Here is a 26067-nt window from a genome sequence, read left to right as displayed (position 1 = left end):
TTTGTTTGTTTTTGGCGCGGGCGCGCACTTTGCCGGCGGCGGGGGCGACCCCGTCCCGCCCCGCCCTTCGGCCGGCGGGGGGGGTCCCCCGGGGGGGGGCCCCCCCCCACGCCGCGGCGGCCACGCTCCCCATCCGGGGGCGTGGCCGCCGTCGTGTTCCGGCGCCGAAGCGGGCGTACGTCAGCGACCGGTGTCGCCTTCGCCGGTGCGCTGCTGCGCCATGTCGACGCCCTTGTCGATCTGCGCGTCGTACTTGCCGCCGCTGCGCTTGTCGGCGGCGTCGCCCGCCTTCTCGATCCCCTGGTCGACCTGCTTGTCATGCTTGTCCGCGAAGTCCTTGGCCTTGTCCATGAAGTTGCTCATGTCCGATCTCCCTTCGATACGTTGAATGCCTTCCCTGAGGCCGGGGGCACAAACACCGGGTGGGTGGTTACCGCCCTGGTGTCGGATCGATCCCTGTCGGGTACCAACGGCCACGATCGAGGAGGGCGACGTGGACGACGACGCTGGTATACCCGGGCGGGCACCGACCGCCGGACCGCGACAGACGTGGGCCGGACTTCCCTGGCCGGTACGCACGGCTGTCACCTGGAGCGCCTGCCTCCTGGTCGTGACGGCCGGGCTGTGGCTGCTCGGGCAGATCGCCGTGCTGCTCGCGCCGCTCGCCGTGGCGCTGGCCGGCACGCTCTTCCTCGCCGCGCTGCTCGACCCGGTGCTGGTACGCCTGCGCCGGCTGCGGGTGCCGGCCGGGCTCGCTGCGCTGCTGAGCATCCTGCTGCTGCTCGGCATTCTGGGCGGCGCCGGTGTCCTGGTCTGGAACCTCACCGCGAGCCAGTTCAGCGAGTTGAGCCAGCAACTCGACGAGGGGTTGCAGCGCACCCGGGACTTCGTCACGTCGAGCCTGCCGGTAACCGACCAGCAGCTCGACCGGCTCGTCGAGCAGATCCGGCAGGGCCTGAGCAGCGGCGCACCCGACCCGGTCGCCGGGGCGCGCAAGGTCGCCGAAGTCGCGGGTGCGGTGCTGCTCGCCCTGGTGCTGCTGTTCTTCCTGCTCAAGGACGGCCGTTCGATGTGGCGCTGGGTGCTGCGCCGGCTGACCGGCCCGCGCCGGGAACTGACCGCCGAGGCGGGACGGGCGGGCTGGCGTACGCTCGGCGCGTACAGCCGGGGCACGATGATCATCGCGGCCATCGACGCCATCGGCATCGGGCTGGCGCTTGTGGTGTTGCGTGTCCCGCTGGCCCTGCCGCTCGCCCTGATCACGTTCCTCGGCGGCTTCGTGCCGATCATCGGTGCCACGGTGGCCGGTGCGGTGGCGGTGCTCGTCGCGCTCGCCGCGAACGGCCCGACCACCGCACTGCTCACGCTTGCCGCCGTGATCGCCGTCCAGCAGATCGAGGGCAACCTGCTCGAACCCCTGGTGATGCGGCGGCAGGTGCAGCTTCATCCGGCGGTCATCCTGGTGGTGGTCACCGCCGGCACGCTGGTCGCCGGGGTCGCCGGTGCGTTCGTGTCGGTGCCGATCGCGGCGGTGCTCTGGCGTGTGCTGGACACCGTGCAGCGGCACCGCGCCGCCGAGCGGAGCGGGAACGACGCACCCGGCCCGGCCGCCGATCCCGGCCGAGCCGCCGAAGCCGCGGGCTGACGGCTGACGGCTGGCACGATCGGACAGCCACCCGGCGCCGGCTGACTGCCGACACGTGGTGCGGGCCGCCGGGACCGCTCCACGCGGGCTGGTCAGGCGGGGTGCGGCTGGCGCAGGTGGGTGGTGAACCAGGTGCCGGCCTGGTCGGCCACCTGCTCCAGCGTGCCGGGCTCCTCGAACAGGTGCGTGGCACCGGGCACGATGCGCAGCTCGGCGAGCTCGCCCAGCGCGTCCCGGGCCTGCTCGTTGAGCACGATCACCTGCTCGTCCAGGCCGCCGACGAGCAGCAGCGTCGGTGCGCGTACCGCAGTCAGGGAGCTGCCGGCCAGATCCGGCCGCCCGCCCCGGGAGACCACCGCGCCCACCCGGTCCGGCCGGGCCGCGGCGGCGACCAGGGCGGCGGCGGCACCGGTGCTGGCGCCGAACAGCCCGATCGGGAGCCGTCCCAGCTCCGGGTCGGCGCCCATCCAGTCGACGATCCCGGCCAGGCGCTCGGCCAGCATGCCGATGTCGAAGCGCAGCTCGGCGGTGACCTCGTCCCGGGCCTCCTCGTCGGCGGTCAGCAGGTCGACCAGCATCGTGCCGAGCCCGCGCTCGTTGAGCGCGCGCCCGACTGCCATGTTGCGCGGGCTGTGCCGCGAGCTGCCGCTGCCGTGCGCGAACAACACCACCCCACCGGCCCTCGCCGGCACCACCACGTCCCCCACGAGCCCGCCCGCAACCACAGGAACCGAAACCTCACGCATCCCCTTCACCGCCCCTCCCGCTCTCCCCGCGTATACCCCCCACCCCGACGATCATGAAGTTGACGGCCCAGAAAGCGCTTCCTCACCCCGCCAACCTCATGATCACCCCCGCGTGAAGGGTTGCGTTGACGTCGGCGGCAAGGTTTAGCGTCAATCGGCAGAGAGGGACGGGGGCGGCGGATGCGGATCGGGGAGCTGGCGCGGCGGGCCGGTACGAGCACCCGCACCCTGCGCTACTACGAGGCACACGGACTGGTCCGTCCGCACCGGTCCGCCAACGGATACCGGGTCTACGACGAGGCGGAACTACGCGTCGTCCGCGAGATCCGGTCCCTGCTGGCGATCGGCTTCGGTCTGGACGACATCCGCCCGTTCGTCGCCTGCCTGCGCGCCGGGAACGACTCCGGTGACGTCTGCCCCGATTCGGTGGCGGTGCTGCGGCGCAAGCTCGCCGAGGTGGACGACTACCTCGACCGGCTCGGCGACGTCCGCCGCCGGCTGCACGACCAGCTCGCCCACGCGATCATCCAACGGGAGGAAACATGCCTCAGGACACGGGGACCGAACGGCTGACGGCGGTCACCGACGAGACCTTCGCGGCCACAGTGCTGGCCGCCGACCGGCCGGTCGTGGTGGACTTCTGGGCCGAATGGTGCCCACCGTGCCGGGTGGTGTCGAAGCACCTGGCCGAGCTGGCCGAGGAGTTCGGCGACGCGCTGCGCTTCGTGGCCGTCAACACGGACGAGAACCCCGCCACCACGCGCGACCACCGGATCATGTCCGCGCCGACCATGCTGGTGTTCCGGCGCGGCGAGGTGGTCGGCTCGATCGTCGGCTCCCGCCCCAAGGACCACCTGCGCCGCAGCTTCGCCCAGCACCTGGACGGCTGAGCCCTCGACCGGGACGGTTGAGACGCCGCCGGGCGGGAACGCGCGGGGTGACCACGGACCCCGACCGATCGCGAGGATCGTCATGGCGAAACAGGACAGGTCCCGGGAACAGGAACGCACCGACCAGGAACGCCGCGAGCAGGAACGCAACGGCTCGCCGGACTGGGCCGACCGCGCCGCGACGGCGCGTACCGCCGACGACCCGCGGGCCACGGCGCCGCGCGACGCCGGCGGGCGTCCGTCGAACGGCCGCCAGTTCTGAGGTACGCCTACCGAGCGGTCCCGCCCCTGGGGGCGGGGCCGCTCAGTCCATGCGTTCGGGCAGGTGCATCAGCGGCGCGCGGCCCTGCGGCTGCTCCGGCTGCGGCCCCTTCGGGTGTGCCGGGGGCACCGGCACGGTGACCGGCTGCGCGGAGGTGACCCGCAACGGCTCGCCGTGGTGCCGCAACTCCACGACGGTGTCCGGCCCGCCGTTGCGCAGCGAGTACGTCGTCTGGTGCGGCCGGACGTCGACGCGCAGCCGCATCCCGTGCCACTGGAGTGAGAACTCCAGGCGGCTGAGGCGGCTGGAGAGCCGGGGTGCGAAGGAGAGCGTCCCGTCGTGGTCACGCAGCCCGCCGAAGCCGGCCACGAGCGCGATCCAGGCACCGGCCAGGGACGCCATGTGCACGCCGTCGCGGGTGTTCTCGTTGAGGTCGTGCAGGTCCATCAGCGCGGCCTCGCGCAGATAGCGGTGGGCCAGTTCGAGGTAGCCGACCTCGGCCGCCAGCACCGCCTGGGTGCAGGCGCTCAGCGACGAGTCGCGTACGGTGCGCCGCTCGTAGTAGACGAAGTTGCGCAGCTTCTCGGCGGCGCTGAACGCGTCGCCCCGCCAGTGCATGGCGAGCACCAGGTCGGCCTGCTTGACGACCTGCTTGCGGTAGAGGTCGAAGTACGGGTAGTGCAGCAGCAGCGGGTACTTCTCCGGCGGCGTGTGCTCGAAGTCCCACTCCTGGAAGCGGGTGAACCCCTCCACCTGCTCGTGGACGTCGGTCTCCGCGTCGTACGGGATGTGCATGTCGTTCGCGGCGTCCCGCCAGGCGGCGGCCTCCTCCTCGGTGACGCCGAGGTCGAGCGCCTGGTCCCGGTAGCGCATCGCGCAGTCCGCCGCGGTCAGCAGGTTCCGCTGCGCCATCAGGTTGGTGTAGACGTTGTCGTTCTTCACCGCCGTGTACTCGTCCGGGCCGGTCACGCCGTCGATGTGGAACCGTCCGGCGCGGTCGTGGTGGCCGAGTGAGCGCCACAGCCGGGCGGTCTCGACGAGCAGTTCCAGGCCGATGTCCCGTTCCAGCGCCTCGTCGCCGGTCACCAGCACGTAGCGGCGCAGCGCGTCGGCGACGTCGGCGGCGATGTGGAACGCGGCGGTCCCGGCCGGCCAGTACGCCGACGACTCCGGCCCTTCGATGGTTCGCCACGGGAAGGCCGCCCCGGCGAGGTTCAGTGTGCGGGCGCGTTCCTGCGCCTGGGCCAGCGTGTCGTACCGCCACTGCAACGCGTCGCGCACGGCGCCCGGCTGGGTGTACGTGAGCACCGGCAGCACGAACATCTCGGTGTCCCAGAACGCGTGGCCGTCGTACCCCGGGCCGGTGAGGCCCTTGGCCGAGATGGGCCGCCGTTCCGCGCGGGCGCCGGCCTGGAGGACGTGGAAGAGACCGAACCGGACGGCCTGCTGCACCTCGGGGTCGCCCTCGACGCGCACGTCGGCGGCGTCCCAGAACGCGTCCAGGTATTCGCGCTGGGCCCGGCGCAGCCCGTCCCAGCCGTCGAGCCGGGCCGCGGCCAGTGCCGCGCCGACCTGGTCGCGCAGCGCCGGGAGGGACCGGCGGCTGGACCAGCCGTACGTGAGGTACTTGACCACCCGGAGCGTCTGGCCGGGCTTGAGCACGCAGCCGATGGTGGTGCGGACCCAGTCCTCGTACCCCTCGCTCTCGATCGTGGTGCGTTCGGGCCCGTCCACGTCGTGGCCCATCGCGGCGGCGACCCGCAGCCCACTGACCTTGGTGCGGTGGATGAGCTGCCCGCCGTCGTCGGTGGTCAGCTCCTCCTCGGCCTGCAACGGCGATTCCAGCACGGCGGCCACCCGGGGGTCGCGGCTCTGCGGTGGCAGCGACTCGTTGGCGACCAGCTCGGACTGGAGGATCAGCCGCAGCGGCCCGTCGACCGGCTCGACCTCGTAGTGGATGGCGGCCACCGAGCGCTGGGTGAACGACACCAGCCGGGTGGTGCGGACCTTCACCTCGCGCCCGGCCGGGGAACGCCAGTGCAGGTCCCGCTGGAGCGTGCCGGCGCGCAGGTCGAGGACCCGCTCGTGGGCGAGGAGTTCGCCGTAGCGCACGTCGAGCGGTTCGTCGTCCACGAGCAGCCGGATCAGCTTGCCGTTCGTGACGTTGACGATGGTCTGCCCGGACTCGGGGAACCCGAAGCCGGCTTCCGCGTACGGCAGCGGGCGCAGCTCGTAGAACGAGTTCAGGTAGGTGCCGGGCAGCCCGTGCGGCTCGCCCTCGTCGAGGTTGCCACGCAGCCCGATGTGCCCGTTGGAGAGCGCGAACACCGACTCGGACTGGGCCAGCACGTCCATGTCGAGCCGCATCTCCCGGACGTGCCAGGGCTCGACCGGGTACGCCCGTTCCCGGATCACGCGGCCGGCTCCGCGGCGAGCAGTTCGGCGAGGTCGGTGACCACCACGTCGGCGCCGTGCGCGAGCAGTTCGCCGGCCTGGCCGACCCGGTCGACGCCGACCACGTACCCGAATCCGCCGGCCCGTCCGGCGGCCACCCCGGCGAGGGCGTCCTCGAAGACGGCGGCCTGGGCCGGTTCGACGCCGAGCAGCCGGGCGCCTTCCAGGAACGTGTCCGGGTCCGGTTTGCCGCGCAGCCCGTTCGCGCGGGCGACCACGCCGTCCACCCGCGCCTCCAGCCAGTGGTCCAGCCCGGCGGCGTGCACCACGGCGGCGCAGTTGGCGCTGGCCGAGACGACAGCGCGGCGCAGCCCGGCCGCGGTGGCCGCCTCCAGGTAGCGCACCGAGCCCTCGTACGCCTCGACGCCGTTGTGCTCGATCCGCTGGAGCAGCACGACGTTCTTACGGTTACCGAGACCGTTGACGGTGTCCGCCTCGGGTGGGTCGTCGGGTGACCCCTCGGGCAGGGTGATGCCGCGCGAGGCCAGGAATGTGCGCACCCCGTCGGCGCGCGGTCTGCCGTCCACGTACCGGTTGTAGTCCGGTCCGCTGTCGAACGGGTGGAACGGCTCGCCGGTTTCCGCCGACCGGCGCCGCAGATACGCGTCGAACGTCTCCGCCCAGGCGGCGTTGTGCACCTTGGCGGTCTGCGTCAGCACACCGTCCAGATCGAAGAGACACGCGCTCACGTGCGCGGGGAGGCCCAGCATCGCTTGAATCTAACCAGAGCCCGAGCCGGGTAAACACCGTTCCGAGCTCAGCGGTTCGGGCGCAGCGTCCAGATCACTGTGAGCGAGGAGGTGAGCGTGCCGTCCTCGGTGCGGACCTCCACCTCGACCGGGAACTCCGGCCGACGGCCGGCGTCCAGCTCGGCCAGCACCTCGGCGGGGACGCCGCCGAGCCGCGCCGTCGCCAGCACCGGCCCCATCGCCACCTTGAGGTAGCGGATGGTCGCGGTCACGGCCAGGGGTACGGCCCGGTCGAGGACCTGCCCGAACGCGGCCAGCACAACCGCGCCCGAGGCGGTCTCCCCCAGCGTGAACATGGCCCCGGCGTGCGGGCCGCCCACGTGGTTGTGGTGCGCCGGGTCGTCGGGGAGCCGGACCACGGCCCGGACCCCGCCCTCGGCCTCGGGTGCCACCTCGACGAACTCGATCCCGAGCGTGCGGGCGAACGGCACGGCTTCGAGGAGACCGGCCGCCACCTGGCGAGAGTCGATGCTCATGCCCAAACGCTACTCGCCGGTAACCAACCCGGCAAGACGCCGGAACGCGCCGGCCCAATGTCACTAAGTAAGTGACATCCGCACCACATGGAGCTAGCGTTGTCTCTTATTAAGAGACATTGGGACATGAGATGATCTACTCCACCCCTGAACTCAGCGATCACGACGAGACCGTGCTGGCCGAGGTGCATGACATGCGCCGCGTGCTCGCTGATGTCCTGCGCACTCCTCGCCGGTGGACCGGTGGCCTCCGGCGCACGATGTTGGCCCGCGCGATTCTCGGCTCCAACAGCATCGAGGGCTACGTGGTCGCCGAGGACGACGCCGCCGCCGCGCTGGACGGCGAGGAGCCGCTGAGCGCCGACGACCGAACCTTCGCCGAGATTCGGGGCTATCGACAGGCTCTGGGGTACGTGCTGCAAACCGCCGGGGATCCGCACTTCCGCTTCGAGACGTCGGTGATCCGCAGCATGCACTACATGATGCTCTCGCACGATCTGAGCAAGAGCCCGGGGCAATATCGCAAGGGCCCGATCTACGTACACGATGAGCGGACCGATGAGCGGGTGTACGAGGGTGCGGACGCCGACCACGTGCCTCACCTCATGGAGGAGTTAACCGAAGATCTACGGTCGGATGTCACCGCCTCTCCGCTCGTCAAGGCAGCCATGGCGCATCTGAACCTGGTGATGATCCATCCGTTCCGTGATGGCAACGGGCGAATGGCACGTGCCCTTCAGACGTTGGTGCTCTCCCGACGCGCGATCGTCGAGCCTGCTTTCTCCAGCATCGAGGAATGGCTGGGCAGCAACACCGAGGACTACTACCGGGTGCTGGCGGTTACCGGGCGTGGCCGCTGGAACCCCGAGGGTTCGGCGCACCTCTGGGTGTCGTTCAACCTGCGCGCCCATCACATGCAGGCGCAGACCGTCGCTCGCCGCTTCGAGGAGGCGTCCGGCATCTGGTCGGAGTTGGACGCGATCGTTGCCGAGAAAAGGCTCCCTGAGCGGGTGACCGATCTGCTCTACGAGGCAGTGCTGGGCTATCGCATCCGTCGCTCCGGGTACGTCAAACTTGCCGATGTCGAGGACAGGACCGCATCTCGGGATCTGGCCAGCCTTGTCGAGCAGGGCCTTCTGGAAGCACGAGGTGAGCGGCGGGGCAGGCATTACGTCGCCGGCCCCACGCTGGTGACGGTGCGGGAAAGAGTCCATGCTCAGCGCAAACCGATCAGCGACCCCTATCCGGCCATGCCGGTCGTTCTCGCAACCGAGGCTGCCAATACGACCGGGTCAGGTGAACGGTTGTAACCACGGTTTATTTCACGGCCCTGTCGCGGCGTTTCGGCGGCTGTCGACTCCGGGTAGCGAATGGCCCATGAACCGCGATCTCGCGCGCGGGCTGACGGTGGCGTGGGCGCTCCCGGAGTTCCGCGACGGGCTGCGTCACCTCGTCGACCTCGACGAGGTGACAGTGCTGCTGGCCGCGCTGTCCCTTCCGGACCGCGACCGCGAGGTCGAGCGCAGCGCGCTGGGCCTGCTGCGTTCCGGGCTCGACAGCACCGAGGTCCGGGAGGCGGTGTTGCTGCTGCTGGAGCGGGACACCGTACGCCGGCCGCTCGTCACCGCGGCGGTGGAGCCGCTCGCCGACCGGCCCGGCCTGGTCACCGCCGTCACGTCCGCGGCCGAGGACCCCCGGATACGCCACGAGGTACGGGCGATGCTGGACAGCCCCGGCGTCCGCGAGCTGATCTGGCGGGCGGCCGACGACCAGGTGAGCGACAACCGGTTCGGGCTGATCCGCCGGGCGGCGGTGCTGTTCGTCCGGCACCCGAGCGCGCGGCGGCTGGGGTGGGCCCTGCGCCGGCACGGCGTGCTCCGCGAACTGCGCCACAAGGCGTGATCCGGAGCCGCATCACCTGATCGGGCCGGTCAGCTCCGGGAGCGGGGCCCGCGAAGCGCCGGCGCAGGAGGCGCCGCGGGGCGAAGATCGCCACGTCACTGGCGGCGTTCCGCGCGTATCCGCGTATCTCGTACCCGTGCAGAACCGCACGGTCCCGCAGCAGGGGAGCGACCGAGTCCGCGTCGATCCGGCCGTGCAGACGGGCGTAGTGGCCGAGGGACTGCAGTGCGTTGGCGCGGGTCTGCGCGCTCACCGACGTGAGCGCCCGCGTGATCCTGGGCAGCACGACGTCGGGTTCGGGATGATTGAGCACGAGGGTCAGGAGCGCCACCCCGGCGTACGGATCATCCCGCCGCAGGGCGCCGTCGACGATCTCCGGCTGGTCGATCGCGTCGATCCAGCTCCGCATCGACCAGCGCGGAGCGCCGGACACCTCGTCGTCGTCGCGGACCCGCGCCTGGTCGGCCCTCGACAGCTCGGCCGTCACTCGTAGCCCATCGCGGGGATGATCTCGCCCAGTTCCCGCTCGACGTACGCGCGCGTGCCGGCGTCGAACTGGTCGTCGCGGTGCGCGAGCCTGTCCGTCTGGAACGTCGACGCGGTGACGGCGTCCTCGACGCCCAGCCGTTCGAACAGGGCCCGCCGCTGCCCGGGCCAGTCGGCCGCCAGATCCTCAGCCTTCACCTCGACGTACCGCCGGGTCGTCAGGTCGGCCGCGTTCCTCCAGGCCAGCCATCGTTGATAGACCGGCACGAGGTAGGCCAGCGCACCGTCGACTGTTGACGGCGCCCACGGCTGGGCCAGGTGGGAGGCGAACACCGCCACCGGGTGACGCTTGATGTGCACGATCGTCGCTTCGGGCACCAACTCCCACAGGAAGTCCATCGCGAAGAGATTGAACGGGGTCTTCTCGCACCAGGTCGGCTTGCCCGCGTCGGCCGCCGCCCCGCCGAACAGGGTGTCGACCAGGCCCCGCAGGACGCCGATCAGTTCGCCCCGGTCCCGGAAGTGCCTCGCGACGGCCCGCCGCCGGCTGGCCGGCCCGAACGGCCCGGCCGGCCGGTCGCCGTCGCCGAAGCCCTCCGGGGGTGCGGGTTCGTCGTACGCGTACGCGATGATCTGCGGCCAGAGCCGGTGTACGGCGTCCCGGTACCGGCCCACGCCGACCAGCTCGGGCACGGTCTTGCCACGGTCGTCCCGCCGTCCGGGGACCCGTACGGTGAGGAAGTCGCTCAGCCGGTGCAGCGCGTCCTCACCGACGATGGGGTCGTACCGGTCGGTGAGCGCGTCGGCCAGGTCCCGCAGGCCGCCCGGTTCGACGAGGAACTTGGTCTCCATGGGGATCCGGTGGATCAGCGGATGCTGGCCGATGACGTCGGCGATCCGCGACGTGCCCGAACGACCTGTGCCCGCGACGAAGACCGGTGAGGGGGGCGGCATGGACGGCAGTCAAACTCCCGGCCCGGCGCAGGGGCAATCCAATTATCCCCGCCGGGATCACCTGATCGACCTCCTGGCCGACGCGGTCGGATCCGTCACCGTGGCGCACCCGACCCGGGTCGCCGTCGACGGGCCGCCCGCCGCCGGCAAGACCACGCTCGCCGACGAGCTGGCCGCCGTCCTGCGGGCCCGTGGCCGGTACGTCATCCGGGCGACAGTCGACGACTTCCTCTTCCCCCGGGAGCGGCGCTATCGACGCGGCGAGTTCTCGGCCGAGGGCTGCTACGTCGACACCCACGACCACCAGTCGCTGAACCGGGTGCTGCTCGACCCGCTCGGCCCCGGCGGCGACCGGCGCTTCCGGCTCTCGGTCTACGACCACGCCACGGACGCGGTGGTGTCCCCGCGGCTCGCGACCGCTCCCGCCGACGCCGTGCTGGTCTTCGACGGCGTCTTCCTCCTGCGCCCGGAACTGCTCGACCGGTGGGAGCTGCGCGTCTTCGTGTCCACCGCGCTCGACAAGACGGTGGACCGTGCCGTGATCCGCGAGAGCCGCGTGGCAACGAGAGCCGACGTCGAACGGCGCTGGCGGGAGCGTTACCTGCCCGCCCAGCGGCTCTACTTCGCCACGGCCCGCCCGGCCGAGCACGCCCACGTCGTCGTGCACAACGACGATCCCCGGCAGCCGATCTGGGAGACCCGGACACACGCGGATGGCAGGGTGGCGACCATGGACAGGAATCAGGTGGCCGCCTGGATCGCGGCGTACGAGCAGGCGTGGCGCACACCGGGAACGGCGGCGCTCGGCACGATGTTCACGGCCGACGCGAGCTACCAGCAGGGGCCGTACCGGGATCCGGTCGTCGGCCTGCCCGCCATCACCCGCATGTGGGACAGCGAGCGCGACGGCCCCGACGAGGTCTTCGAGATGACATCGGAGATCGTCGCGGTCGACGGCGACACCGCTGTGGCACGGGTGCAGGTCCGGTACGGCGACCCCGTCCACCAGGAGTGGCGCGACCTCTGGATCATGCGGTTCGCCGAGGACGGCCGGTGCCTGTCGTTCGAGGAGTGGCCGTTCGCGCCGGAGAAGCAGGCCGCCGCCGGGTGAGACCGGCCGTCTATTCGGCGGATATCTCCCCGAGGATGCGTCGCGCCTCGGCCGACTCCTCCGCGTCCTCGGGGTCGTCGAAGGTGCGGGAGTAGGTCGCCAGCGTCTTCCAGAGCGCCCAGCCACGTCCACGCGCCCAGGCCGCGTCGTCCACCGACAGCCGCTCGCGGAATGCCGCCCGGCCCTCGACGCTCAGCAGCGTCCAGGCGATCGCCAGGTCGCAGGCCGGGTCTCCGACGCCGCATGTCCCGAAGTCGATGACGGCGGCCAGCGAGCCGCTCGCGAGCAGCAGGTTTCCCGGGGCGATGTCGCCGTGGAACCAGCGGTCCACCCCGTCCCAGCGGGCGCCGAGCGCCCGCGCCCAGATCTCGCGAACCAGCGCGGCGTCGACGTGGCCGTCCAGCGCCGCGAGCGCATGCTCGACCTTCTTGTCGTACGTGCGCAGCGTGCCGCCCCGGAACCAGTTGTGGACGCCGGGCCGCGGACCACCGGCGGTGTCGACGTCCTGCAGGGCCGCGAGGAATCCGGCCAGGTCGAGGGCGAACCGCACCGGGTCGGCGATCCGGTCCACGGCGGCGGTCTCGCCGTCGAGCCAGCGGTAGATCGACCACGGATACGGGTAGCCCGCGCCCGGCTCGCCCTTCGCCAGCGGTACGGGGATGGGTAGCGGCAGCCGAGCGGCGAGGGCCGGAAGCCACAGGTGTTCCTTGTCGACAGCCAGGGCGTACTCGGCGGCGCTGGGCAGGCGCACCAGCAGCTCGGGGCCGAGGTGGAAGGTCCAGTTGTCCCAGCCGCCGTTGGCGACCGGTTCGATCCGGAGGCCGGCCAGGTGCGGGAACTGGTCGGCGACCAGGAGACGCACCTGCTCCACGCCGACGGCGGTGCGCCGTGGCGGGGGACCGAGATCCGGTACGTCACTCACGCCCGTTTGGCGTACGCGACAAACGCCGTCCAGGTCGACGGAGTGAACGCCAAAACCGGCCCCTGCCGGTCCTTGCTGTCCCGCACCCCCACCACACCGGGCAGGTTGTCCGCCACCTCGACGCAGTCGCCGCCGTTACCGCTGCTGCGGGTGCTCTTGCGCCAGGTCGCGCCGGTCAACTCCATCGCTTCGCCGCCTCCGAGATCGCCGCCAGGGTCGCCCCGTGCGGCATCGCCTCCGCGCGAATGGACTCCCACGTCTGCCGCAGTGCGTTCACGTCCACCGCGCGCTCCACGATTGTGCCGTGCAACGGGTTGTCCAGGTAGCCCACATCGTCGCCGTCGGCCGGGGTGGCGAGCACGAACGCGCCGTTGAGCCCCGGATAGGCACCGACCGTCTCCGGCACCAGGTGCAGGTGCACCCGGGGCCGCCGTGCCATCTCGATCAGGTGCTCCAACTGCTCCCGCATCACCTTCGGCCCACCGACCGGGCGAGCCAGCACCGCGTGGTCGAGCACCACCACGAACTGTGGCGGCGCCGGGCCGTCCAGCACCGCCTGCCGAGCCAGCCGAGCGGCGACCTGGCGCTCGACGGCCTCGCCGACGAACTGCGCGGCCCCCTCGTAGAGGGCTCGGGCGTACTCCTCGGTCTGCAACAGACCGGGCACCACCAGCGGTTGGTAACTGCGCAGCGCCGTCGCCTCCTGCTCGATGCTCACCCACTCGCGGAACCACGGCATCAGCGCCTCCTGCATCAGCGCGTCCCGGATCCGCACCAGCAGGCCGCCGCCGTTCAACACCTCGTCGCAGCGCACGGTGAACTCGGCGCGGGGCGCCCGGCGGCACTGCTCGACGGCCGCCACCAGCGACGCCGAATAGCTCACCCGCTCGCCCAGCGCCTCCTGGGTCAGCCCCGCGTCGGTACGTAACCGGCGCAGCTCACCGGCGAACAGTTCCCACAACGGCACACGGATCATCTGCACACCTCTGCACACGGAAGTCGGCCGGTCGGACGGCCAGGAAGGTGGGGGTGGAACGCCTCCCGACAGTAGCCGCGCCGTGACGAGACTGTCACGCAGCGGAGCCGAACTCGTCCGGTTCCCGCTAGCGAGAGGAGTGCAGGTGATCAGTCACCAGCTGGGGCAGCCGCCGGACGGGCCGGCACCGGACCGCCCCCGGCCGTACCCGCCGCACGCCACCCCGCACACGCCGCTGCGTCCGATGTGGTGCTGCCGGTCCTGCGGGCAGCCGTGGCCGTGCCCGACCGCCCGGCTGCTGCTCCACGGCGAGTACGCGGACAACCGGATCGGGCTGTCGATCTACCTGTGCGGGCTGATGTACGAGGCGACGCGCGACCTCTACCGGCTGAACCCGGACGACGCGCCCGCCCCGGCCGACCTGTTCGCCCGCTTCGTCGGCTGGGGCCCGTACCGCCGTCACCGGCCCGTCCCACCGGGCGACGGTTGTTAACAAGGGGCCCTTCCTCTACCGGAGGCGTTAACAGGGGGCCCCTCCTTTCACCGCCAGCCGACGTCGATGCGGTCGCCCCGCTCGTCGAAGAAGTGCAGCGCGTCCATCCGCACCTGCACGGCGAGCGGGTGCCCGGGCGACACCTGCGGGTACGGCGCGAGCCGTACCGCCAGTTCCGCCGGGCGGCGGTGGTGTCGGCCCGGGTCGGGCAGCACGCTCGTACGGTTGCCGCCGCCGGCCTCCGGGGTGGGAGCCGACGTCTCCGGGGCCCGCCCGGTGAGCCGCTGCATCACCTGGTTGAACCGGCGCAGGCCGCGCTGGCCCGGCGGGGCCTGCTCGACGGGGGTGCCCATCTCGTCGACGACGATCGCGGTGGCGCCGATGTCGAGGAACGCGAGCGACTCGTGGCCGTGGTGCTCCAGATAGCGGATGCGCCCGTGCAGCACGTCGCCGGCGGTGTCCGGGGCGACCGGGGTGAGCGCCTCGGCGCGCATGCCGACCACGATCCGCTCACCGTGGTAGTGCGCCACCGCCCGGCTGCGGATGTCGTCCCAGGGCAGGTAGAGCGACTGCTCACCGAGGCTCAGCGCGACATAACGGTCCAGGTGGACGTAGACCGACGCCTCCAGCAGGTTCATCCGCGGGCTGCCGAGGAACGCGGCGACGTAGAGCGTGGCCGGCCGCCCGTACACCTGGGTGGGGGTGCCCACGTCCTGGAGCACGCCCTTGCGCATGATGGCGACCCGGTCGGCCATGGTCAGCGCCTCGGCCTGGTCGTGGGTGACGTAGATGGTGGTGACGCCCAGCTCGCGGGTGAGGCCGGAGATCTCCGCCCGCAGTTCGGCGCGCAGTCCGCTGTCCAGGTTGGAAAGTGGCTCGTCCATCAGGAACAGGCCGGGCCGGCGCACTATCGCCCGCCCCATGGCGACCCGCTGCCGCTGGCCGCCGGAGAGCTGGCTGGGCTTGCGCCCGAGGACGTCGCCGATACCGAGCGCGCTCGCCACGTCCTGGATCCGCTCACCGCGTGGCGCCGGTTCGACGCCGGAGAGCCGCAGCGGGAAACCGATGTTGTCGCCGACCGTCATGTGCGGATAGAGCGCGAAGTCCTGGAAGACCATGGCGATCTTCCGGTCGCGTGGTGGCAGGTCGTTCGCGAGTTCACCGCCGAGCAGGATCGCTCCGGAGGACGGGTCCTCCAGCCCGGCGACCATGCGCAGCACCGTCGACTTGCCGCAGCCCGAAGGGCCGAGCAGCACCATGAACTCGCCGTCGTTGACGTCCAGATTGATGGTGTCGACCGCGACTGTTCCGTCCGGGAACACCTTGGTGACATCCTTGAGCGCGACGGTGGCCACCGTCACCTCCCCAGTTCCTCGCCCCAAACCCGGGAATGACTGTGGCCAGGATCATCCGATTCGCACATCGGGTAAACGTGCCATGTTCGGCTCGTGACAGTCCTATTAAGCGGCATTCGCCGGGCTCCGAAGTTAAGTGACCTGCCGGTAACCGCTTTTACGGCGTTTCGCCGAGGAACACGCGGCGCACCACGCGCTCGGCGGCGTGCCCGTCGTCGAGCGCGCAGAACCGCGCCCGGAACGCCGACCGGGCCCGCTCGGCCGCCTCGCCGTCGACAGCGCCGGAGCGGAACACGTCGAGCAGGCCGGGAAAGTCCAGCGCCACCGCCCCGGGCGGCTCGGCCAGCAGGTCGAAGTAGACGCCACGGGCGACCCGGTAGGCGTCCCAGTCCGGCGCGTACACCACTACCGGCCGGTCCAGCACCGCGTAGTCGAACATCGCCGAGGAATAGTCGGTGACCAGCGCGTCCGCCGCCAGGTAGAGGTCCTCCACCCGGTCGTACGCGCTCACGTCCAGCACGCCGTCCGCCGCCGGTCCCCGAGGATGCCGCTCCCGGTCGTGGAAGTAGTGGCTGCGCATCAGCAGCCGGCCCCGCGGCCCGAGGACGTCGAGCATCCGGTCCGGGTCGAACGGTGGCCGCCAGCCCGGCAGGTGTTCCCGGTGCGTCGGCGCGTAGAGCACCACGTACTCGTCGGGTGCGATGCCGAGCGCGGCGCGGGCCTGGCCCCTGTCCTCGGCGGTGGCCAGCGCCAGCCGGTCGTTGCGCGGGTAGCCGACCTCCAGCGTGGTGTAGTCCGCCGGGTACGCCCGCTCCCACATCTGCGTGGAGAAGCTGTTCGAGGTGATGCTGTAGTCCCAGCGGTCGACGCGGCGCAGCAGCCCGGCGAAGTTCATCCCCATCGCGCCCACCGGGTAACGCTGCTGGTCCAGCCCCATCACCTTGACCGGCGTGCCGTGGTGGGTCTGCACGTGCACCGAGCCGGGCCGCTTGCGGACGAAGTCCGGGAAGTTGACGTTGTTGACGAGCCAGCGGGCGCGGGCCAGGACGCGGTGGTACTCGGGGGTGCCGGCCACCACGTACTCCACGCCCGGCGGCAACGCTGGCACCCGGTCCCGGCGGACGATCCACACGCCGCGCACCTGCGGCGCGAGCCGGCGGGCCGCCTCGTAGATCGCCGCCGGATTGCACGAGTAGCCCCGGTACCAGTAGGCCGCGTAGACGGCCAGCGTCGGGTCGATCGGCCGGTGCAGCTCGGCCCGGTAGTACTCGCCCAGCGCCAGGTCACGCGCCCGCCGGGCAGTACGCCGCACCACGGGTGCGACCCGTCGCCGGGCCAGCCGCGCGGTCCGCCGGGCCGTCTCCCCCGCCTGGTGCGCCTCGCGCAACGCGCTGAACGTCCGCCACCGGCCGGCCGCCACCAGCCGGTGCTTGAGCCCTTCCGGGCCGGGCGGGACCGGGTAGCCCTCGGCCGGCAGGAACCGCACGTAGTCGGCGTGCATCTGGGCGAAGAACGGCGCCCGCAGCTCGGGTGCGATCCGGTCGCCGTTGCCGAGCACCGTGAGGTAGTGCCAGATCATCCGCTCGAAGACCGCCGGCCGCAGCCCGGCCACCTCCGGCCCCCAGCGGTCCATCAGCCCGAACACCCGGTGCCACTGCGGGAAGACCTCGAAGTGCCGGTCGCCCCGGGTCCGGGTGATCGCGCCGGTGCGGCGCTGCCGGTAGTTCAGGCAGATCCGGTCGAGTACGCCGATCCGCCCGGCCGCCATCAGCGCCGGATAGCTGAACGAGACGTCCTCGTACCAGCCCGGCTCGAAACGCAGGCCGCGCTCGTTCAGGAACTCCCGGCGCACCACCCGGTTCCAGGCGGTGTGCAGCAGCTTCAGCGTCTCCGGCCGGTCCCGCAGCGTGAACGTCGTCGCGCCGGGCGGGACCGGGAACACGTCACGCATCGCGCTGCGGGTGCCGACGTTGTTCCAGTGCGCCCGGACGTGGTCGACGATCAGCACGTCCGGTGCGGTGTCGCGGAGTCGGCCGGCCACGTGCGGCAGGCAGCCGGGCACCAGCCAGTCGTCGCCGTCGACGAACCACACGTACTCGCCGACAGCCCGGTCCAGCCCGATGTTGCGGGCCGGACCGAGCCCGACGTTCTCGGCCAGGCTGACCGGGCGGACCCGGGGGTCGCGGAGCGCGTACTCGGCCAGGATCTCGCCGCTGCCGTCCGGGGAGGCGTCGTCGACGCCGATCACCTCGATGTCGCCGAACGGCTGGTCGAGGATCGAGTCGAGACATTCCCGCAGGTAACCCTGCACCTTGAAGGCCGGCACGACGAAGCTGATCAAGGTCATCCGGCCCGCCCTCCGTCAGCCCGCCGAGCGCACACCCCCATGGGCGCGGGCCGGCAGGACCACCCAGGCGAGGACCACGCTCGCGACGAAAACCACGAGAAGGTACGCACTCATTGTAGCCAGCGCGAAGCTCACAGTTCCGGCGGTTGACGCGGCTGCCAGCAACACCGAGCGGCCGAGCCAGCCCAGCGTGGCCGCGTGCAGCGGTGGTGCCGACTGCCGCTTCTCCAGCCGCGCGGTCAGGTCGTAGTGCAGCAGCGTGAGCACCAGGACGTACCCGAAGATCAACCAGGTCGGCGCACGGCCGGCCACCCCGACCGCGATGGCGAACAGATACTCGGCGGCCCGCAACGCGGCCGGCACCAGCCAATCGAGCGGCCCGTCGTGCGGTGCCCGCGAGCCCTGCGCCGCGCCGAGCAGCAGCACCAGCGCGAGCACCGGCACGAAGACCGGCAGGTCACCACCGCCGTGCACCGCGAGCAGCGCCCACACCAGCGTCCCCGCCGCGCCGAGCGCGCCGAGCACCGCCAGCAGCAGCGGTCGCCGCGCGGTGGGCAGCGTCCGCACCAGCAGTCCGTCGTCGCGGTGCAGAGCCGCGTCCACGGTGGTCAGCACCGGCACGCGCATCCACCGCGCCCGCAAGGTCCGCAACCCCCCGGTGTACGCGAACGCCAGCGTGCCCCAGACCAGCACCGCGACCAGCGCCACCAGCGGCCCGAACAGCGCGGCGGCGATCGCGATCAGCGCCCACCGCTCCCCGATCGGGAACACCACAGTGCGCTTCAGCCAGTACGACACCGAGCCGGTGTCCGCCTGCACCCGGGTCGACGCGGCGTTCAGCTTGCCGCCGATGCCGCCCGCGTCGGCGCTCACCACCTTCGGCCGGCGGGCCGCCTCGTCGTGCAGCGCGCCGTACCAGGTGTCGGTCATGTGCCGCACGGTCTGCAACGTCATTGCCGCCAGCGCCAGCGCCCAGCCGTACCGGAACCCGGCGTGCGTGGCGCCGTAGCCCAGACCGGCGTAGACCACGTACTCCTTGAACCGGTCGGCCATCGTGTCCAGCCAGCCGCCCCAGGCGCTGAAGTGCCGGGTGTAGCGGGCGAGCTGCCCGTCCACGCAGTCGAGCACGAAACCCAGGTAGAGCAGGACCGCGCCGGCCACCAGCGCCGGGCGTCCACCGGCGCCGAACAGCACCGCCGCGGCCACCGCGAACGCCACCGAGACCATGGTGACCCCGGTCGGGCCGATCCCGATGCGGGCGGCGGCCTTCGTGACGTACGGGGACCAGGTGCTGACGAAGAACGTGGTGAAGAAGTCGTCGCGCTCCTTCACCGACAGCTTCAACTCGGCCCGGTCCTCGTCGACGGCGGCCACCGCCGCCTCGGCCGCCGTCCGCTGCGCCTCGTCGCCGACCCGGTGCGCCACGAGCAGACGTACCCTCTGGGCGAAGATCAGCGTGCCCCGGGCGGCGAGGTCGGCCACGAGCCGGTCCACCGCGCGCAGCGGCCCACCCCCGGCGGCGCGGCGGGCGGCGTCGGCGAGCGCCGGCAGGTCGGCCGCGCCCACCCGCAGCGCGCCGCCGAAGACGCCGCTCGCGTCGGCGGCGCCGACCTCGACCACCTGCCCGCGCTCCTCGCGCACCGTGGCCTGCCCGGGAGCGGGCGGATCGGTGAGCACCAGCGCCACCGTCGGCCCGACCGGGCTGGTCGCGAGATGCTTGAGTACGGCCGTGTGCGCCACCAGGTCCGCGCCGCTCACCAGCACCGGGCCGGTCGCGGCGGCCACCAGGTCGGCCAGCTCGGTCAGGTCGGCGGCGACGCGCACGTCGTCCGCCCCGGCCCGGCGCCACTGCGCGGCCAGGCGTTCGGCGAGCGATTCCCCGTCGGGTCGGCCCGCCGCCGGTCCGGCGGCGAGCACGATGGCGAGCGTCACCGCTTCGCCGCGTCGGCGTAGGCGGCCAGCGCCTCGTCGATCGTCCCGTCGACGATCAGCCGTCCGGCGTCGAGGTAGAGCCCCCGACGGCAGAACCGGGTGAGGTCCTTGTCGTTGTGTGACACCAGCACCAGCGTGCGCCCTTCCGCGAGAAGTCGCTCGATGGTCGCATAGCACTTCGCGCGGAACTCCGCGTCCCCGACCGCTGTCACCTCGTCCACAAGCAGCACCGGGTGCGGCAGGTGCGCGATCACCGCGAAACCCAGCCGCACCTTCATCCCCGACGAGTAGTGCCGCACCGACGTGTCGATGGCGCGTTCCACCTGCTCACCGGCGAACGAGACGATCTCGTCGAAGTGCTCCCGCAGGTACGCCGTCGAGAGCCCGTGCAGCCCGCCCACCAGATACAGGTTCTCCCGGCCGGTCAGGTCGCCGGAGAAGCCGGCGGACAGTTCGAGCAGCGGCGCCACCCGGCCCTGCACCCGGATCGACCCCTCGTCCGGGATGAGCACACCGGCGATCAGCCGCAGCAGCGTGCTCTTGCCGGTGCCGTTGCGGCCCACCACGCCCAGCGTCTCGCCCGGCTCGACCCGGAACGACAGGTCACGCAGCGGCCAGAACCGGCCCGCGTCCGGGTCACGGGCGCCCCGGTGCACGATCAGCTCCCGCAGCCGCAACTGCCGGCGCCGGTTGCGGACGAACCGGATGCCGAGCCCGTCCGCCTCGATGATCGGGGCCATTCAGAGTTCCTTCAGCACTGCCGGTTCGAGCCGGTGGAACGCCCACCAGCCGAGCGCCAGCACCAGCACGCTGCCGGACACCGTGATGGTGAGCAGCCGGGCGTCCGGGAACTCGTCCGGATACCAGACCGCGTGGTGCAGCTGGAAGATCCCGACCAGCGGGTTCAGCTCGTACCCGAGCTTGACCCAGCCCGGCATGCCGGACTGCCGCACCAGGTCGAACGGATAGATGATCGGAGTCGCGTAGAACAGCAGCCGGATGACCAGCCGCATCGTGCGCTCGATGTCGCGCATCAGCACGTTGCCCGCCGACAGCAGCAACGCCAGGCCCACCAGCAGCACGAACTGCACCGCCACGGCGAGCGGCAGGGCCAGCAGGCTCCAGCCGGGGCGGATCTTCTCCTGGCTCGCGTAGATCGCCGCCACGGCGGCCAGGATCGGCAGCCCGGCCAGGTACTCGGCGAACCGGCCGGCGACCCGGCCGATCGGGAAGATCGGCCGGGGCAGGTTCATCGTGGTGATCAGCCGGGACTGCCCGGTGAGCGCGTTCGCGGCCTCGGTCAGCGCCGAACTCGCCCACATCCAGGCGAAGATGCCGGTGATCAGGAACAGCGGGTACGACCCGGCCGCCTCACCCAGGTGCCGCCGCGTCGCGCCGGAATAGAGCACGCCGAAGACGAACCAGTAGATCAGGCCCATGCCGAGCGGCTCGATCAGCGACCAGAAGTAGCCCAGCACCGACTGCTGGTACTTCACCGCGAGATCCCGCCGGACCAGGATGCGCAGCGAGGTGCGGGCGGACCAGAGCGCCGCGACGCCTGACGTCACCGCATCATGGTCGCGTCTTTTCCGTGCCGGCGCGTCGGCCGTCCGCGCCGGGTCACCCCAACGAGGTCAGCACTCGATCACGTTGACCGCGAGCCCGCCCCGCGCGGTCTCCTTGTACTTGACCTTCATGTCCGCGCCGGTCTCCCGCATGGTCTTGATGACCTTGTCCAGCGAGACGTGGTGCACCCCGTCCCCGCGCAGCGCCAGCCGGGCCGCGGTGATCGCCTTGATGCTGGCCACCGCGTTGCGCTCGATGCACGGGATCTGCACCAGGCCGCCCACCGGGTCGCAGGTCAGCCCCAGGTTGTGCTCCATGCCGATCTCGGCGGCGTTCTCCACCTGCTCCGGCGTACCGCCGAGCGCCTCGGCCAGCCCGGCCGCCGCCATCGAGCACGCCGAACCAACCTCGCCCTGGCAGCCCACCTCGGCCCCGGAGATCGACGCGTTCTCCTTGAACAGCACGCCGATCGCGCCGGCCGCCAGCAGGAACCGGACCACCCCCTCCTCGGAGGCGCCCGGCACGAACCGGGTGTAGTAGTGCAGCACGGCCGGGATGATCCCGGCGGCGCCGTTCGTCGGCGCGGTGACCACCCGCCCGCCGGCCGCGTTCTCCTCGTTGACCGCGAGCGCGAACAACGTCACCCAGTCCATCGCGCGCAGCGGATCCTGGCTGCCGGTCTCCGCCTCCAGGCCGCGCCGCAGCTCGGCCGCGCGCCGCCGGACCTTCAACCCACCCGGGAGTACGCCGTCGCGGGTGCAGCCGCTCTCCACGCACTCGCGCATCACCCGCCAGATCTCCAGCAGCCCCGCCCGGACGTCCGCCTCGCTGCGCCAGGACAGCTCGTTGGCGAGCATCACCTCGCTGATCGACAGGCCGGTCTCCGAGGTGACAGTCAGCAGTTCCGCGCCGGTCAGGAACGGGTGCCGTACCCGGGTCGTGTCCGCCTTGATCCGGTCCGCCCCGGCCGCCTCCTCGTCCACCACGAAGCCGCCGCCGACCGAGTAGTACGTGCGCGCCCGCACCTCGTTCCCGGCCGCGTCGTACGCCGCGAACGTCATCCCGTTCGGGTGGTACGGCAGCGACCGCCGGCGGTGCAGCACCAGGTCGGCGTCCGGGTCGAAGTCGATCCCCTGGCTGCCGAACAGGTCGAGCCGCCGCTCGGCACGGATCCGCTCCACGCGCGGGCCGACCGCGTCGGTGTCGACGGTCTCCGGGGCCTCGCCCTCCAGCCCCAGCAGCACCGCCCGGTCGCTGCCGTGCCCGTGTCCGGTCGCGCCGAGCGAGCCGAACAGCTCCGCCCGTACCCGCGCCACGTCGGCGAGCTGCCCGTCGGCCTTCAGGCCCGCCACGAACGTACGGGCAGCCCGCATCGGCCCGACGGTGTGCGAGCTGGACGGCCCGATACCGACGCTGAAGAGATCGAAGACACTGATCATTTTGCTGCTTTCCTCGCCGTCGTCCCCGTTGTGCGGATCCGAGCCGGTGCGTGGGTGCCGCGCCCGCCGGGCGGGTAGACGGCCGGCGCCCGGGGTGGGGGCGCCCGACCGGCGAGCCTACCTCGCCCCCATGAATACCCGCCCCCACTCCGCCACATGCCCGACGCCCCGGCCCGGCCTCGCCCCCTACCCGCTCCTTGTCGGGCCACCTCCCCGGCGGGCGATCCCTCAGGCCCCTCCACTCCTCGTCGATCTTGGAGTTGTGGCACCCGGAATAGCCCATTTCACGGCATACGAGAACCGCCACAACTCCAAGATCGGCGGACCCACCCCGGGCTCACGGCTCACGGCTCGGAGCTCCGAGATCTTGGTACCAAACGGCCCCATAGGGGCACTTTCCTACCAAGATCTTCACTGATCCCAGTCGACGAGACGCATGTCTCGCAAGGCGGTCAGCACTCGACGCAGCAACCAGCCGGACGGCGTCCCCCGCCCTCACTCACCCCGCCGCTCCCGCGATCTTGCAGTTGCAGCCCTCGCCAAAGGTGCGAATCGGGCACAACGAGGGCCGCAAGTGCATGATCGACGGGCGTGGGGAAGGAGGGGGCGCGGGCTCGGCTCGAGCGTGGCCTGGCTGAGCAGGGCCGGAGCATTGCGGACGGCGTCGCAACGGGGAGTGATCGTTGAGCGGCCGATCAGGCGGCGGCCGGTGGATCTGCTGCGGACGGCAGAGGGCGACGGCGGCAGAGGGCGACGGCGACAGAGGACACAGGGGCGAGTCGGTGGGGGCGGTCCGGGGTAAGTACCTACGGGTGCCCGGGTCGCCGATCCTCCTCGGGGCTGAGGGCGCGGCGCGTACCCCTCTCTACCGTGGAATCAGCGCGGCGGATCGCCGCAGAAGTGGGAGACGACGATGAGTCGCAAACTGGTCCGGCCCCGTGAGGGGCGCATGATCGCCGGTGTCTGCGCCGGCCTGGGGCAGCGGTTCGGCATGTCCGCCGGGATGGTCCGGCTGCTGTTCCTGCTGTCGCTGCTGCTGCCCGGCACCCAGGTCATCATCTACCTGGTCCTGTGGATCCTGATGCCGAACGAGGACCGCTACCTCGCCACCCGCTGACGCGAGACGAGCCGGGACACCGGCACGCGAACGCGCCCGCCCCTGACCATCGGGGCGGGCGCGCGGCGTACTGCGCGGTCAGGGTGCCGCGTAGGTGACAGTCACCTTCTCGTACCCGAGGGAGCGCAGCAGCCCTTCGAGCATCTTGCGGGTGTTCTCCTCGGCCCGGGCGGCGAGCCCGCTGTCCCGGGCGGCGGCGGTGATCCGGTCCTCGGCGAGCTTGTAGACCTGCTGCTGCCGGTTGGGGTCGCCGGCCACCAGGTCGTTGAGCCGGTTGATCAGGCCGCGCTGCTCGGCGAAGACGTAGCTCTTGTCCATGTCCAGATCTGTCTCGCCGAGCTGCGGCGCGGGCAGCTTGATCTCGGCGGACTTGCCGTCCTCGGAGACGACGACGGCACCGTCGGCGATCTTCGCGAAGTCGACGTACGCCTCGACCCGGCCCGCCCCGACGAACAGCGTGCGCTCGTTGAGCAGGAAGTCGGGCACGTTGCGCCGGTCGTTCTGCACGTCGACCACCACCTGGAAGTTGCCCTCGGCGGCGACGTAGCGGCTCAGGTCACGAATCGACTTGAGCAGCGGCGGCTGGCTGCGGTCGGTCTGCTCCTTGGCGAACGGGTTGCGGAAGTCGGGCAGCAGGCCGCTGGCCTGCACGCCGAGCATCACCACCACCGCCAGCGCCGCGGCGCCGAGCACCCAGAGCAGGCCGCGTGCCGCACCGCCGCCCGACGCCGGGGCGCCCGGCGCGGGGTCGTGCTCCGCCTCGGGCGAGCCCTCCGCCCGGTCGCGAAGGGAGTCGCTGGTGGGGTATTCCGGGAACTCCCGGGTGGGCTCGTTGTCACCGTCGCGGGCCATCGCCCTCACCGTCCTCGTCCGACACTGTGCTCGCCCGACACATCGCTGCTCGCCCGACCCATCGCTGCTCGTCCGACCCATCGCTGCTCGTCCGACCGATCGAAGCTCGCCCGACCCATCGAAGCCCGGCCGACACATCGACTGACAATGACGGTACGGCCACCGTGCGACACTCGCGCGCCGAGCGACCCGATCGGGTGAAACCGCAGGTCAGGCGAACGCGGACAGGCCGGTGAGCCGCTGGCCGATGACGAGCTGGTGGATCTCGGAGGTGCCCTCGTACGTCAGCACGCTCTCCAGGTTGTTGGCGTGCCGCATCACCGGGTACTCCCCCGAGACGCCGTTGGCGCCGAGGATCGTGCGGCACTGCCGGGCGATGGCGAGCGCCTCGCGCACGTTGTTCAGCTTGCCCACGCTCACCTGGTCGGGCCGCAGCGTGCCCGCGTCGGCGAGACGGCCCAGGTGCAGCGCGAGCAGCATGCCCTTGTTCCACTCCACCGCCATGTCGGCGAGCTTGGCCTGGGTGAGCTGGAACCCGGCGAGCGGGCGGCCGAACTGGGTGCGCGTGGTCGCGTACTCCAGGGCGGTCTCCAGGCAGTCGCGGGCCGCGCCGAGCGCGCCCCAGACGATGCCGTGCCGGGCCTCGGTCAGGCACCCCAGCGGCGCCTTGAGCCCGATCGCCTCGGGCAGTCGCGCGTCAGCCGGCAGCCGGACGTCGTCGAGCGCGATCTCGCCGGTGAGGGACGCGCGCAGCGACATCTTGTGCCGGATCTCGCGCGCCGTCACCCCGGGCGTGTCCATGGGTACGGCGAAACCGCGCACCCCCTCGTCGGTACGCGCCCAGATCACGCCCACGTCGGCGATCGGCGCATTGGTGATCCACAGTTTGCTGCCGTTGAGGATCCAGTCGTCGCCGTCGCGGCGGGCCCGGGTGGCCATCGAGCCGGGGTCGGAGCCGTGGTCGGGTTCGGTGAGCCCGAAGCAGCCGATCGCCTCACCGGCCGCCATGGCGGGCAGCCAGCGCTGCTTCTGCTCCTCGCTGCCGTAGCGCCAGATGGCGTACATGGCCAGCGATCCCTGCACCGAGACCAGGGACCGGACGCCGGAGTCGCCGGCTTCCAGCTCCAGGCAGGCCAGCCCGTACGCGACAGCTGACGCGCCGGCGCAGCCGTACCCGGTCAGGTGCATGCCGAGCAGGCCGAGCTTGCCGAACTCGCGGGCCAGTTCACGGGCCGGCACCTGGCCGTCCTCGTACCAGCCGGCGACGTGCGGGCGTACCCGGTCGGTCACGAGCCGGCGCACGACGGTGCGGATCTGCCGCTCCTCCTCGCTGAGCGAGGCATCGATGTCGAGCAGGTCCAGAGGAGTCATGGCGTCACCTTAACCAAGACTC

The 26067-nt window shown here is 71.7% G+C and carries 26 protein-coding genes and 1 pseudogene; 10 read left to right on the top strand and 17 right to left on the bottom strand.

The window, feature by feature from the left end; genetic code table 11:
- Window positions 1–180 precede the first annotated feature (180 nt).
- Window positions 181–363 (bottom strand): antitoxin, encoded by a 183-nt coding sequence (locus tag AB0D28_RS19785; RefSeq protein WP_357387651.1) that lies wholly within the window; start codon window positions 361–363, stop codon window positions 181–183.
- A gap of 130 nt (window positions 364–493) precedes the next feature.
- Here AB0D28_RS19785 and AB0D28_RS19780 point away from each other — a divergent pair, with 130 nt between their 5' ends.
- Window positions 494–1645 (top strand): AI-2E family transporter, encoded by a 1152-nt coding sequence (locus AB0D28_RS19780; RefSeq protein WP_357387649.1) that lies wholly within the window; start codon window positions 494–496, stop codon window positions 1643–1645.
- Window positions 1646–1737: 92 nt separating this feature from the next.
- Here AB0D28_RS19780 and AB0D28_RS19775 read toward each other — a convergent pair whose 3' ends face one another.
- Entirely contained in the window at window positions 1738–2391 is a 654-nt protein-coding gene (locus AB0D28_RS19775) for a dienelactone hydrolase family protein (RefSeq protein WP_357387647.1), read from the bottom strand.
- 180 nt (window positions 2392–2571) lie between these two features.
- Here AB0D28_RS19775 and AB0D28_RS19770 point away from each other — a divergent pair, with 180 nt between their 5' ends.
- The 3 genes from AB0D28_RS19770 to AB0D28_RS19760 all read left to right on the top strand — a co-directional run bounded on the left by AB0D28_RS19770 (window position 2572) and on the right by AB0D28_RS19760 (window position 3543).
- Window positions 2572–2964: a MerR family transcriptional regulator gene (locus AB0D28_RS19770; protein ID WP_357387645.1), complete on the top strand. Its 393-nt coding sequence runs from the start codon at window positions 2572–2574 to the stop codon at window positions 2962–2964.
- Entirely contained in the window at window positions 2934–3281 is a 348-nt protein-coding gene (locus AB0D28_RS19765) for a thioredoxin domain-containing protein (protein ID WP_357387643.1), read from the top strand. Before AB0D28_RS19770 ends, AB0D28_RS19765 begins: the two co-directional genes overlap by 31 nt.
- A gap of 82 nt (window positions 3282–3363) precedes the next feature.
- Window positions 3364–3543 (top strand): hypothetical protein, encoded by a 180-nt coding sequence (locus AB0D28_RS19760; RefSeq protein ID WP_357387641.1) that lies wholly within the window; start codon window positions 3364–3366, stop codon window positions 3541–3543.
- A 42-nt stretch (window positions 3544–3585) separates the two neighbouring features.
- Here the strand turns inward: AB0D28_RS19760 and AB0D28_RS19755 are convergent, their stop codons facing one another.
- Genes AB0D28_RS19755 through AB0D28_RS19745 form a run of 3 tightly spaced genes read right to left on the bottom strand, consistent with a single transcriptional unit; the run spans window position 3586 to window position 7222 of the window.
- The gene (locus AB0D28_RS19755) at window positions 3586–5958 is read right to left on the bottom strand and encodes a glycoside hydrolase family 65 protein (protein WP_357387639.1); all 2373 of its coding nucleotides are present in this window, start codon (window positions 5956–5958) and stop codon (window positions 3586–3588) included.
- Window positions 5955–6707, bottom strand: coding sequence for a beta-phosphoglucomutase family hydrolase (locus AB0D28_RS19750; protein ID WP_357387637.1), 753 nt, complete (start codon window positions 6705–6707; stop codon window positions 5955–5957). Before AB0D28_RS19750 ends, AB0D28_RS19755 begins: the two co-directional genes overlap by 4 nt.
- A gap of 47 nt (window positions 6708–6754) precedes the next feature.
- Window positions 6755–7222: a DUF4442 domain-containing protein gene (locus AB0D28_RS19745; protein WP_357387635.1), complete on the bottom strand. Its 468-nt coding sequence runs from the start codon at window positions 7220–7222 to the stop codon at window positions 6755–6757.
- A gap of 131 nt (window positions 7223–7353) precedes the next feature.
- Here AB0D28_RS19745 and AB0D28_RS19740 point away from each other — a divergent pair, with 131 nt between their 5' ends.
- Window positions 7354–8532: a Fic family protein gene (locus tag AB0D28_RS19740; protein WP_357387633.1), complete on the top strand. Its 1179-nt coding sequence runs from the start codon at window positions 7354–7356 to the stop codon at window positions 8530–8532.
- Window positions 8533–8599: 67 nt separating this feature from the next.
- Complete coding sequence (locus AB0D28_RS19735; RefSeq protein WP_357387631.1) at window positions 8600–9124, top strand: hypothetical protein; 525 nt, start codon at window positions 8600–8602, stop codon at window positions 9122–9124.
- Between the two features lie 483 nt (window positions 9125–9607).
- On the opposite strand, the gene AB0D28_RS19730 is transcribed toward AB0D28_RS19735, so the two are convergent.
- Window positions 9608–10564 carry a sulfotransferase gene (locus tag AB0D28_RS19730; RefSeq protein ID WP_357387629.1) on the bottom strand — a complete coding sequence of 319 codons (957 nt, stop codon included), beginning with the start codon at window positions 10562–10564 and terminating at the stop codon, window positions 9608–9610.
- Between AB0D28_RS19730 and AB0D28_RS19725 the strand changes: the two are divergent.
- Together AB0D28_RS19725 and AB0D28_RS19720 are read left to right on the top strand one after the other, a co-directional pair.
- Window positions 10563–11264, top strand: a pseudogene (locus AB0D28_RS19725) (AAA family ATPase); the annotation flags it as partial. The gene AB0D28_RS19730 and the pseudogene AB0D28_RS19725 sit on opposite strands and share 2 nt — an antisense overlap.
- Before the next feature lie 30 nt (window positions 11265–11294).
- On the top strand, window positions 11295–11675 hold the full coding sequence (locus AB0D28_RS19720; protein WP_357387664.1) for a nuclear transport factor 2 family protein: 381 nt from the start codon (window positions 11295–11297) through the stop codon (window positions 11673–11675).
- A 10-nt stretch (window positions 11676–11685) separates the two neighbouring features.
- Here AB0D28_RS19720 and AB0D28_RS19715 read toward each other — a convergent pair whose 3' ends face one another.
- From AB0D28_RS19715 to AB0D28_RS19705, 3 genes are read right to left on the bottom strand one after another with little or no spacing between them, the layout of a single operon-like run.
- Complete coding sequence (locus tag AB0D28_RS19715; protein WP_357387627.1) at window positions 11686–12597, bottom strand: aminoglycoside phosphotransferase family protein; 912 nt, start codon at window positions 12595–12597, stop codon at window positions 11686–11688.
- Window positions 12594–12782: a DUF397 domain-containing protein gene (locus tag AB0D28_RS19710; protein ID WP_357387625.1), complete on the bottom strand. Its 189-nt coding sequence runs from the start codon at window positions 12780–12782 to the stop codon at window positions 12594–12596. Before AB0D28_RS19710 ends, AB0D28_RS19715 begins: the two co-directional genes overlap by 4 nt.
- On the bottom strand, window positions 12773–13573 hold the full coding sequence (locus AB0D28_RS19705) for a helix-turn-helix transcriptional regulator (protein WP_357387623.1): 801 nt from the start codon (window positions 13571–13573) through the stop codon (window positions 12773–12775). Before AB0D28_RS19705 ends, AB0D28_RS19710 begins: the two co-directional genes overlap by 10 nt.
- A 145-nt stretch (window positions 13574–13718) precedes the next feature.
- Between AB0D28_RS19705 and AB0D28_RS19700 the strand changes: the two genes are divergently transcribed.
- Complete coding sequence (locus AB0D28_RS19700) at window positions 13719–14066, top strand: hypothetical protein (protein WP_357387621.1); 348 nt, start codon at window positions 13719–13721, stop codon at window positions 14064–14066.
- A 47-nt stretch (window positions 14067–14113) separates the two neighbouring features.
- Here the strand turns inward: AB0D28_RS19700 and AB0D28_RS19695 are convergent, their stop codons facing one another.
- The 6 genes from AB0D28_RS19695 to AB0D28_RS19670 all read right to left on the bottom strand — a co-directional run bounded on the left by AB0D28_RS19695 (window position 14114) and on the right by AB0D28_RS19670 (window position 22705).
- Window positions 14114–15421, bottom strand: coding sequence for an ABC transporter ATP-binding protein (locus AB0D28_RS19695; protein ID WP_357387662.1), 1308 nt, complete (start codon window positions 15419–15421; stop codon window positions 14114–14116).
- Between the two features lie 157 nt (window positions 15422–15578).
- On the bottom strand, window positions 15579–17768 hold the full coding sequence (locus AB0D28_RS19690) for a bifunctional glycosyltransferase family 2 protein/CDP-glycerol:glycerophosphate glycerophosphotransferase (protein ID WP_357387619.1): 2190 nt from the start codon (window positions 17766–17768) through the stop codon (window positions 15579–15581).
- A 15-nt stretch (window positions 17769–17783) separates the two neighbouring features.
- Complete coding sequence (locus tag AB0D28_RS19685) at window positions 17784–19700, bottom strand: DUF5941 domain-containing protein (RefSeq protein WP_357387617.1); 1917 nt, start codon at window positions 19698–19700, stop codon at window positions 17784–17786.
- Window positions 19697–20440 (bottom strand): ABC transporter ATP-binding protein, encoded by a 744-nt coding sequence (locus AB0D28_RS19680; protein ID WP_357387615.1) that lies wholly within the window; start codon window positions 20438–20440, stop codon window positions 19697–19699. Before AB0D28_RS19680 ends, AB0D28_RS19685 begins: the two co-directional genes overlap by 4 nt.
- On the bottom strand, window positions 20441–21268 hold the full coding sequence (locus AB0D28_RS19675; protein WP_357387613.1) for an ABC transporter permease: 828 nt from the start codon (window positions 21266–21268) through the stop codon (window positions 20441–20443).
- A 66-nt stretch (window positions 21269–21334) separates the two neighbouring features.
- Window positions 21335–22705: an L-serine ammonia-lyase gene (locus tag AB0D28_RS19670; RefSeq protein ID WP_357387611.1), complete on the bottom strand. Its 1371-nt coding sequence runs from the start codon at window positions 22703–22705 to the stop codon at window positions 21335–21337.
- Window positions 22706–23618: 913 nt separating this feature from the next.
- Here AB0D28_RS19670 and AB0D28_RS19665 point away from each other — a divergent pair.
- Window positions 23619–23822 (top strand): PspC domain-containing protein, encoded by a 204-nt coding sequence (locus AB0D28_RS19665; protein ID WP_357387609.1) that lies wholly within the window; start codon window positions 23619–23621, stop codon window positions 23820–23822.
- A 78-nt stretch (window positions 23823–23900) separates the two neighbouring features.
- Here AB0D28_RS19665 and AB0D28_RS19660 read toward each other — a convergent pair whose 3' ends face one another.
- Both AB0D28_RS19660 and AB0D28_RS19655 read right to left on the bottom strand, forming a co-directional pair.
- Window positions 23901–24674: a DUF4230 domain-containing protein gene (locus tag AB0D28_RS19660; protein ID WP_357387607.1), complete on the bottom strand. Its 774-nt coding sequence runs from the start codon at window positions 24672–24674 to the stop codon at window positions 23901–23903.
- A gap of 210 nt (window positions 24675–24884) precedes the next feature.
- A complete protein-coding gene (locus AB0D28_RS19655; protein WP_357387605.1) occupies window positions 24885–26045 on the bottom strand; it encodes an acyl-CoA dehydrogenase family protein in 1161 nt (386 codons plus the stop codon).
- Between the last annotated feature and the right edge of the window lie 22 nt (window positions 26046–26067).

The organism is Micromonospora sp. NPDC048169, assembly GCF_040652815.1.
Lineage (GTDB): Bacteria > Actinomycetota > Actinomycetes > Mycobacteriales > Micromonosporaceae > Micromonospora.
The sequence above is the reverse complement of the archived record's forward strand: the minus strand, read 5'-3'. Positions and strand labels throughout refer to the sequence as shown.

Coding starts and splice junctions, on each gene's coding strand:
- AB0D28_RS19710 (WP_357387625.1), bottom strand. CDS start 12,782: ATGGAGTTGACCGGCGCGACCTGGCGCAAGAGCACCCGCAGCAGCGGT.
- AB0D28_RS19750 (WP_357387637.1), bottom strand. CDS start 6,707: ATGCTGGGCCTCCCCGCGCACGTGAGCGCGTGTCTCTTCGATCTGGAC.
- AB0D28_RS19680 (WP_357387615.1), bottom strand. CDS start 20,440: ATGGCCCCGATCATCGAGGCGGACGGGCTCGGCATCCGGTTCGTCCGC.
- AB0D28_RS19670 (WP_357387611.1), bottom strand. CDS start 22,705: ATGATCAGTGTCTTCGATCTCTTCAGCGTCGGTATCGGGCCGTCCAGC.
- AB0D28_RS19775 (WP_357387647.1), bottom strand. CDS start 2,391: ATGCGTGAGGTTTCGGTTCCTGTGGTTGCGGGCGGGCTCGTGGGGGAC.
- AB0D28_RS19785 (WP_357387651.1), bottom strand. CDS start 363: ATGAGCAACTTCATGGACAAGGCCAAGGACTTCGCGGACAAGCATGAC.
- AB0D28_RS19745 (WP_357387635.1), bottom strand. CDS start 7,222: ATGAGCATCGACTCTCGCCAGGTGGCGGCCGGTCTCCTCGAAGCCGTG.
- AB0D28_RS19665 (WP_357387609.1), top strand. CDS start 23,619: ATGAGTCGCAAACTGGTCCGGCCCCGTGAGGGGCGCATGATCGCCGGT.
- AB0D28_RS19740 (WP_357387633.1), top strand. CDS start 7,354: ATGATCTACTCCACCCCTGAACTCAGCGATCACGACGAGACCGTGCTG.
- AB0D28_RS19760 (WP_357387641.1), top strand. CDS start 3,364: ATGGCGAAACAGGACAGGTCCCGGGAACAGGAACGCACCGACCAGGAA.
- AB0D28_RS19720 (WP_357387664.1), top strand. CDS start 11,295: ATGGACAGGAATCAGGTGGCCGCCTGGATCGCGGCGTACGAGCAGGCG.
- AB0D28_RS19730 (WP_357387629.1), bottom strand. CDS start 10,564: ATGCCGCCCCCCTCACCGGTCTTCGTCGCGGGCACAGGTCGTTCGGGC.
- AB0D28_RS19765 (WP_357387643.1), top strand. CDS start 2,934: ATGCCTCAGGACACGGGGACCGAACGGCTGACGGCGGTCACCGACGAG.
- AB0D28_RS19690 (WP_357387619.1), bottom strand. CDS start 17,768: ATGACCTTGATCAGCTTCGTCGTGCCGGCCTTCAAGGTGCAGGGTTAC.
- AB0D28_RS19660 (WP_357387607.1), bottom strand. CDS start 24,674: ATGGCCCGCGACGGTGACAACGAGCCCACCCGGGAGTTCCCGGAATAC.
- AB0D28_RS19735 (WP_357387631.1), top strand. CDS start 8,600: ATGAACCGCGATCTCGCGCGCGGGCTGACGGTGGCGTGGGCGCTCCCG.
- AB0D28_RS19770 (WP_357387645.1), top strand. CDS start 2,572: ATGCGGATCGGGGAGCTGGCGCGGCGGGCCGGTACGAGCACCCGCACC.
- AB0D28_RS19655 (WP_357387605.1), bottom strand. CDS start 26,045: ATGACTCCTCTGGACCTGCTCGACATCGATGCCTCGCTCAGCGAGGAG.
- AB0D28_RS19705 (WP_357387623.1), bottom strand. CDS start 13,573: ATGATCCGTGTGCCGTTGTGGGAACTGTTCGCCGGTGAGCTGCGCCGG.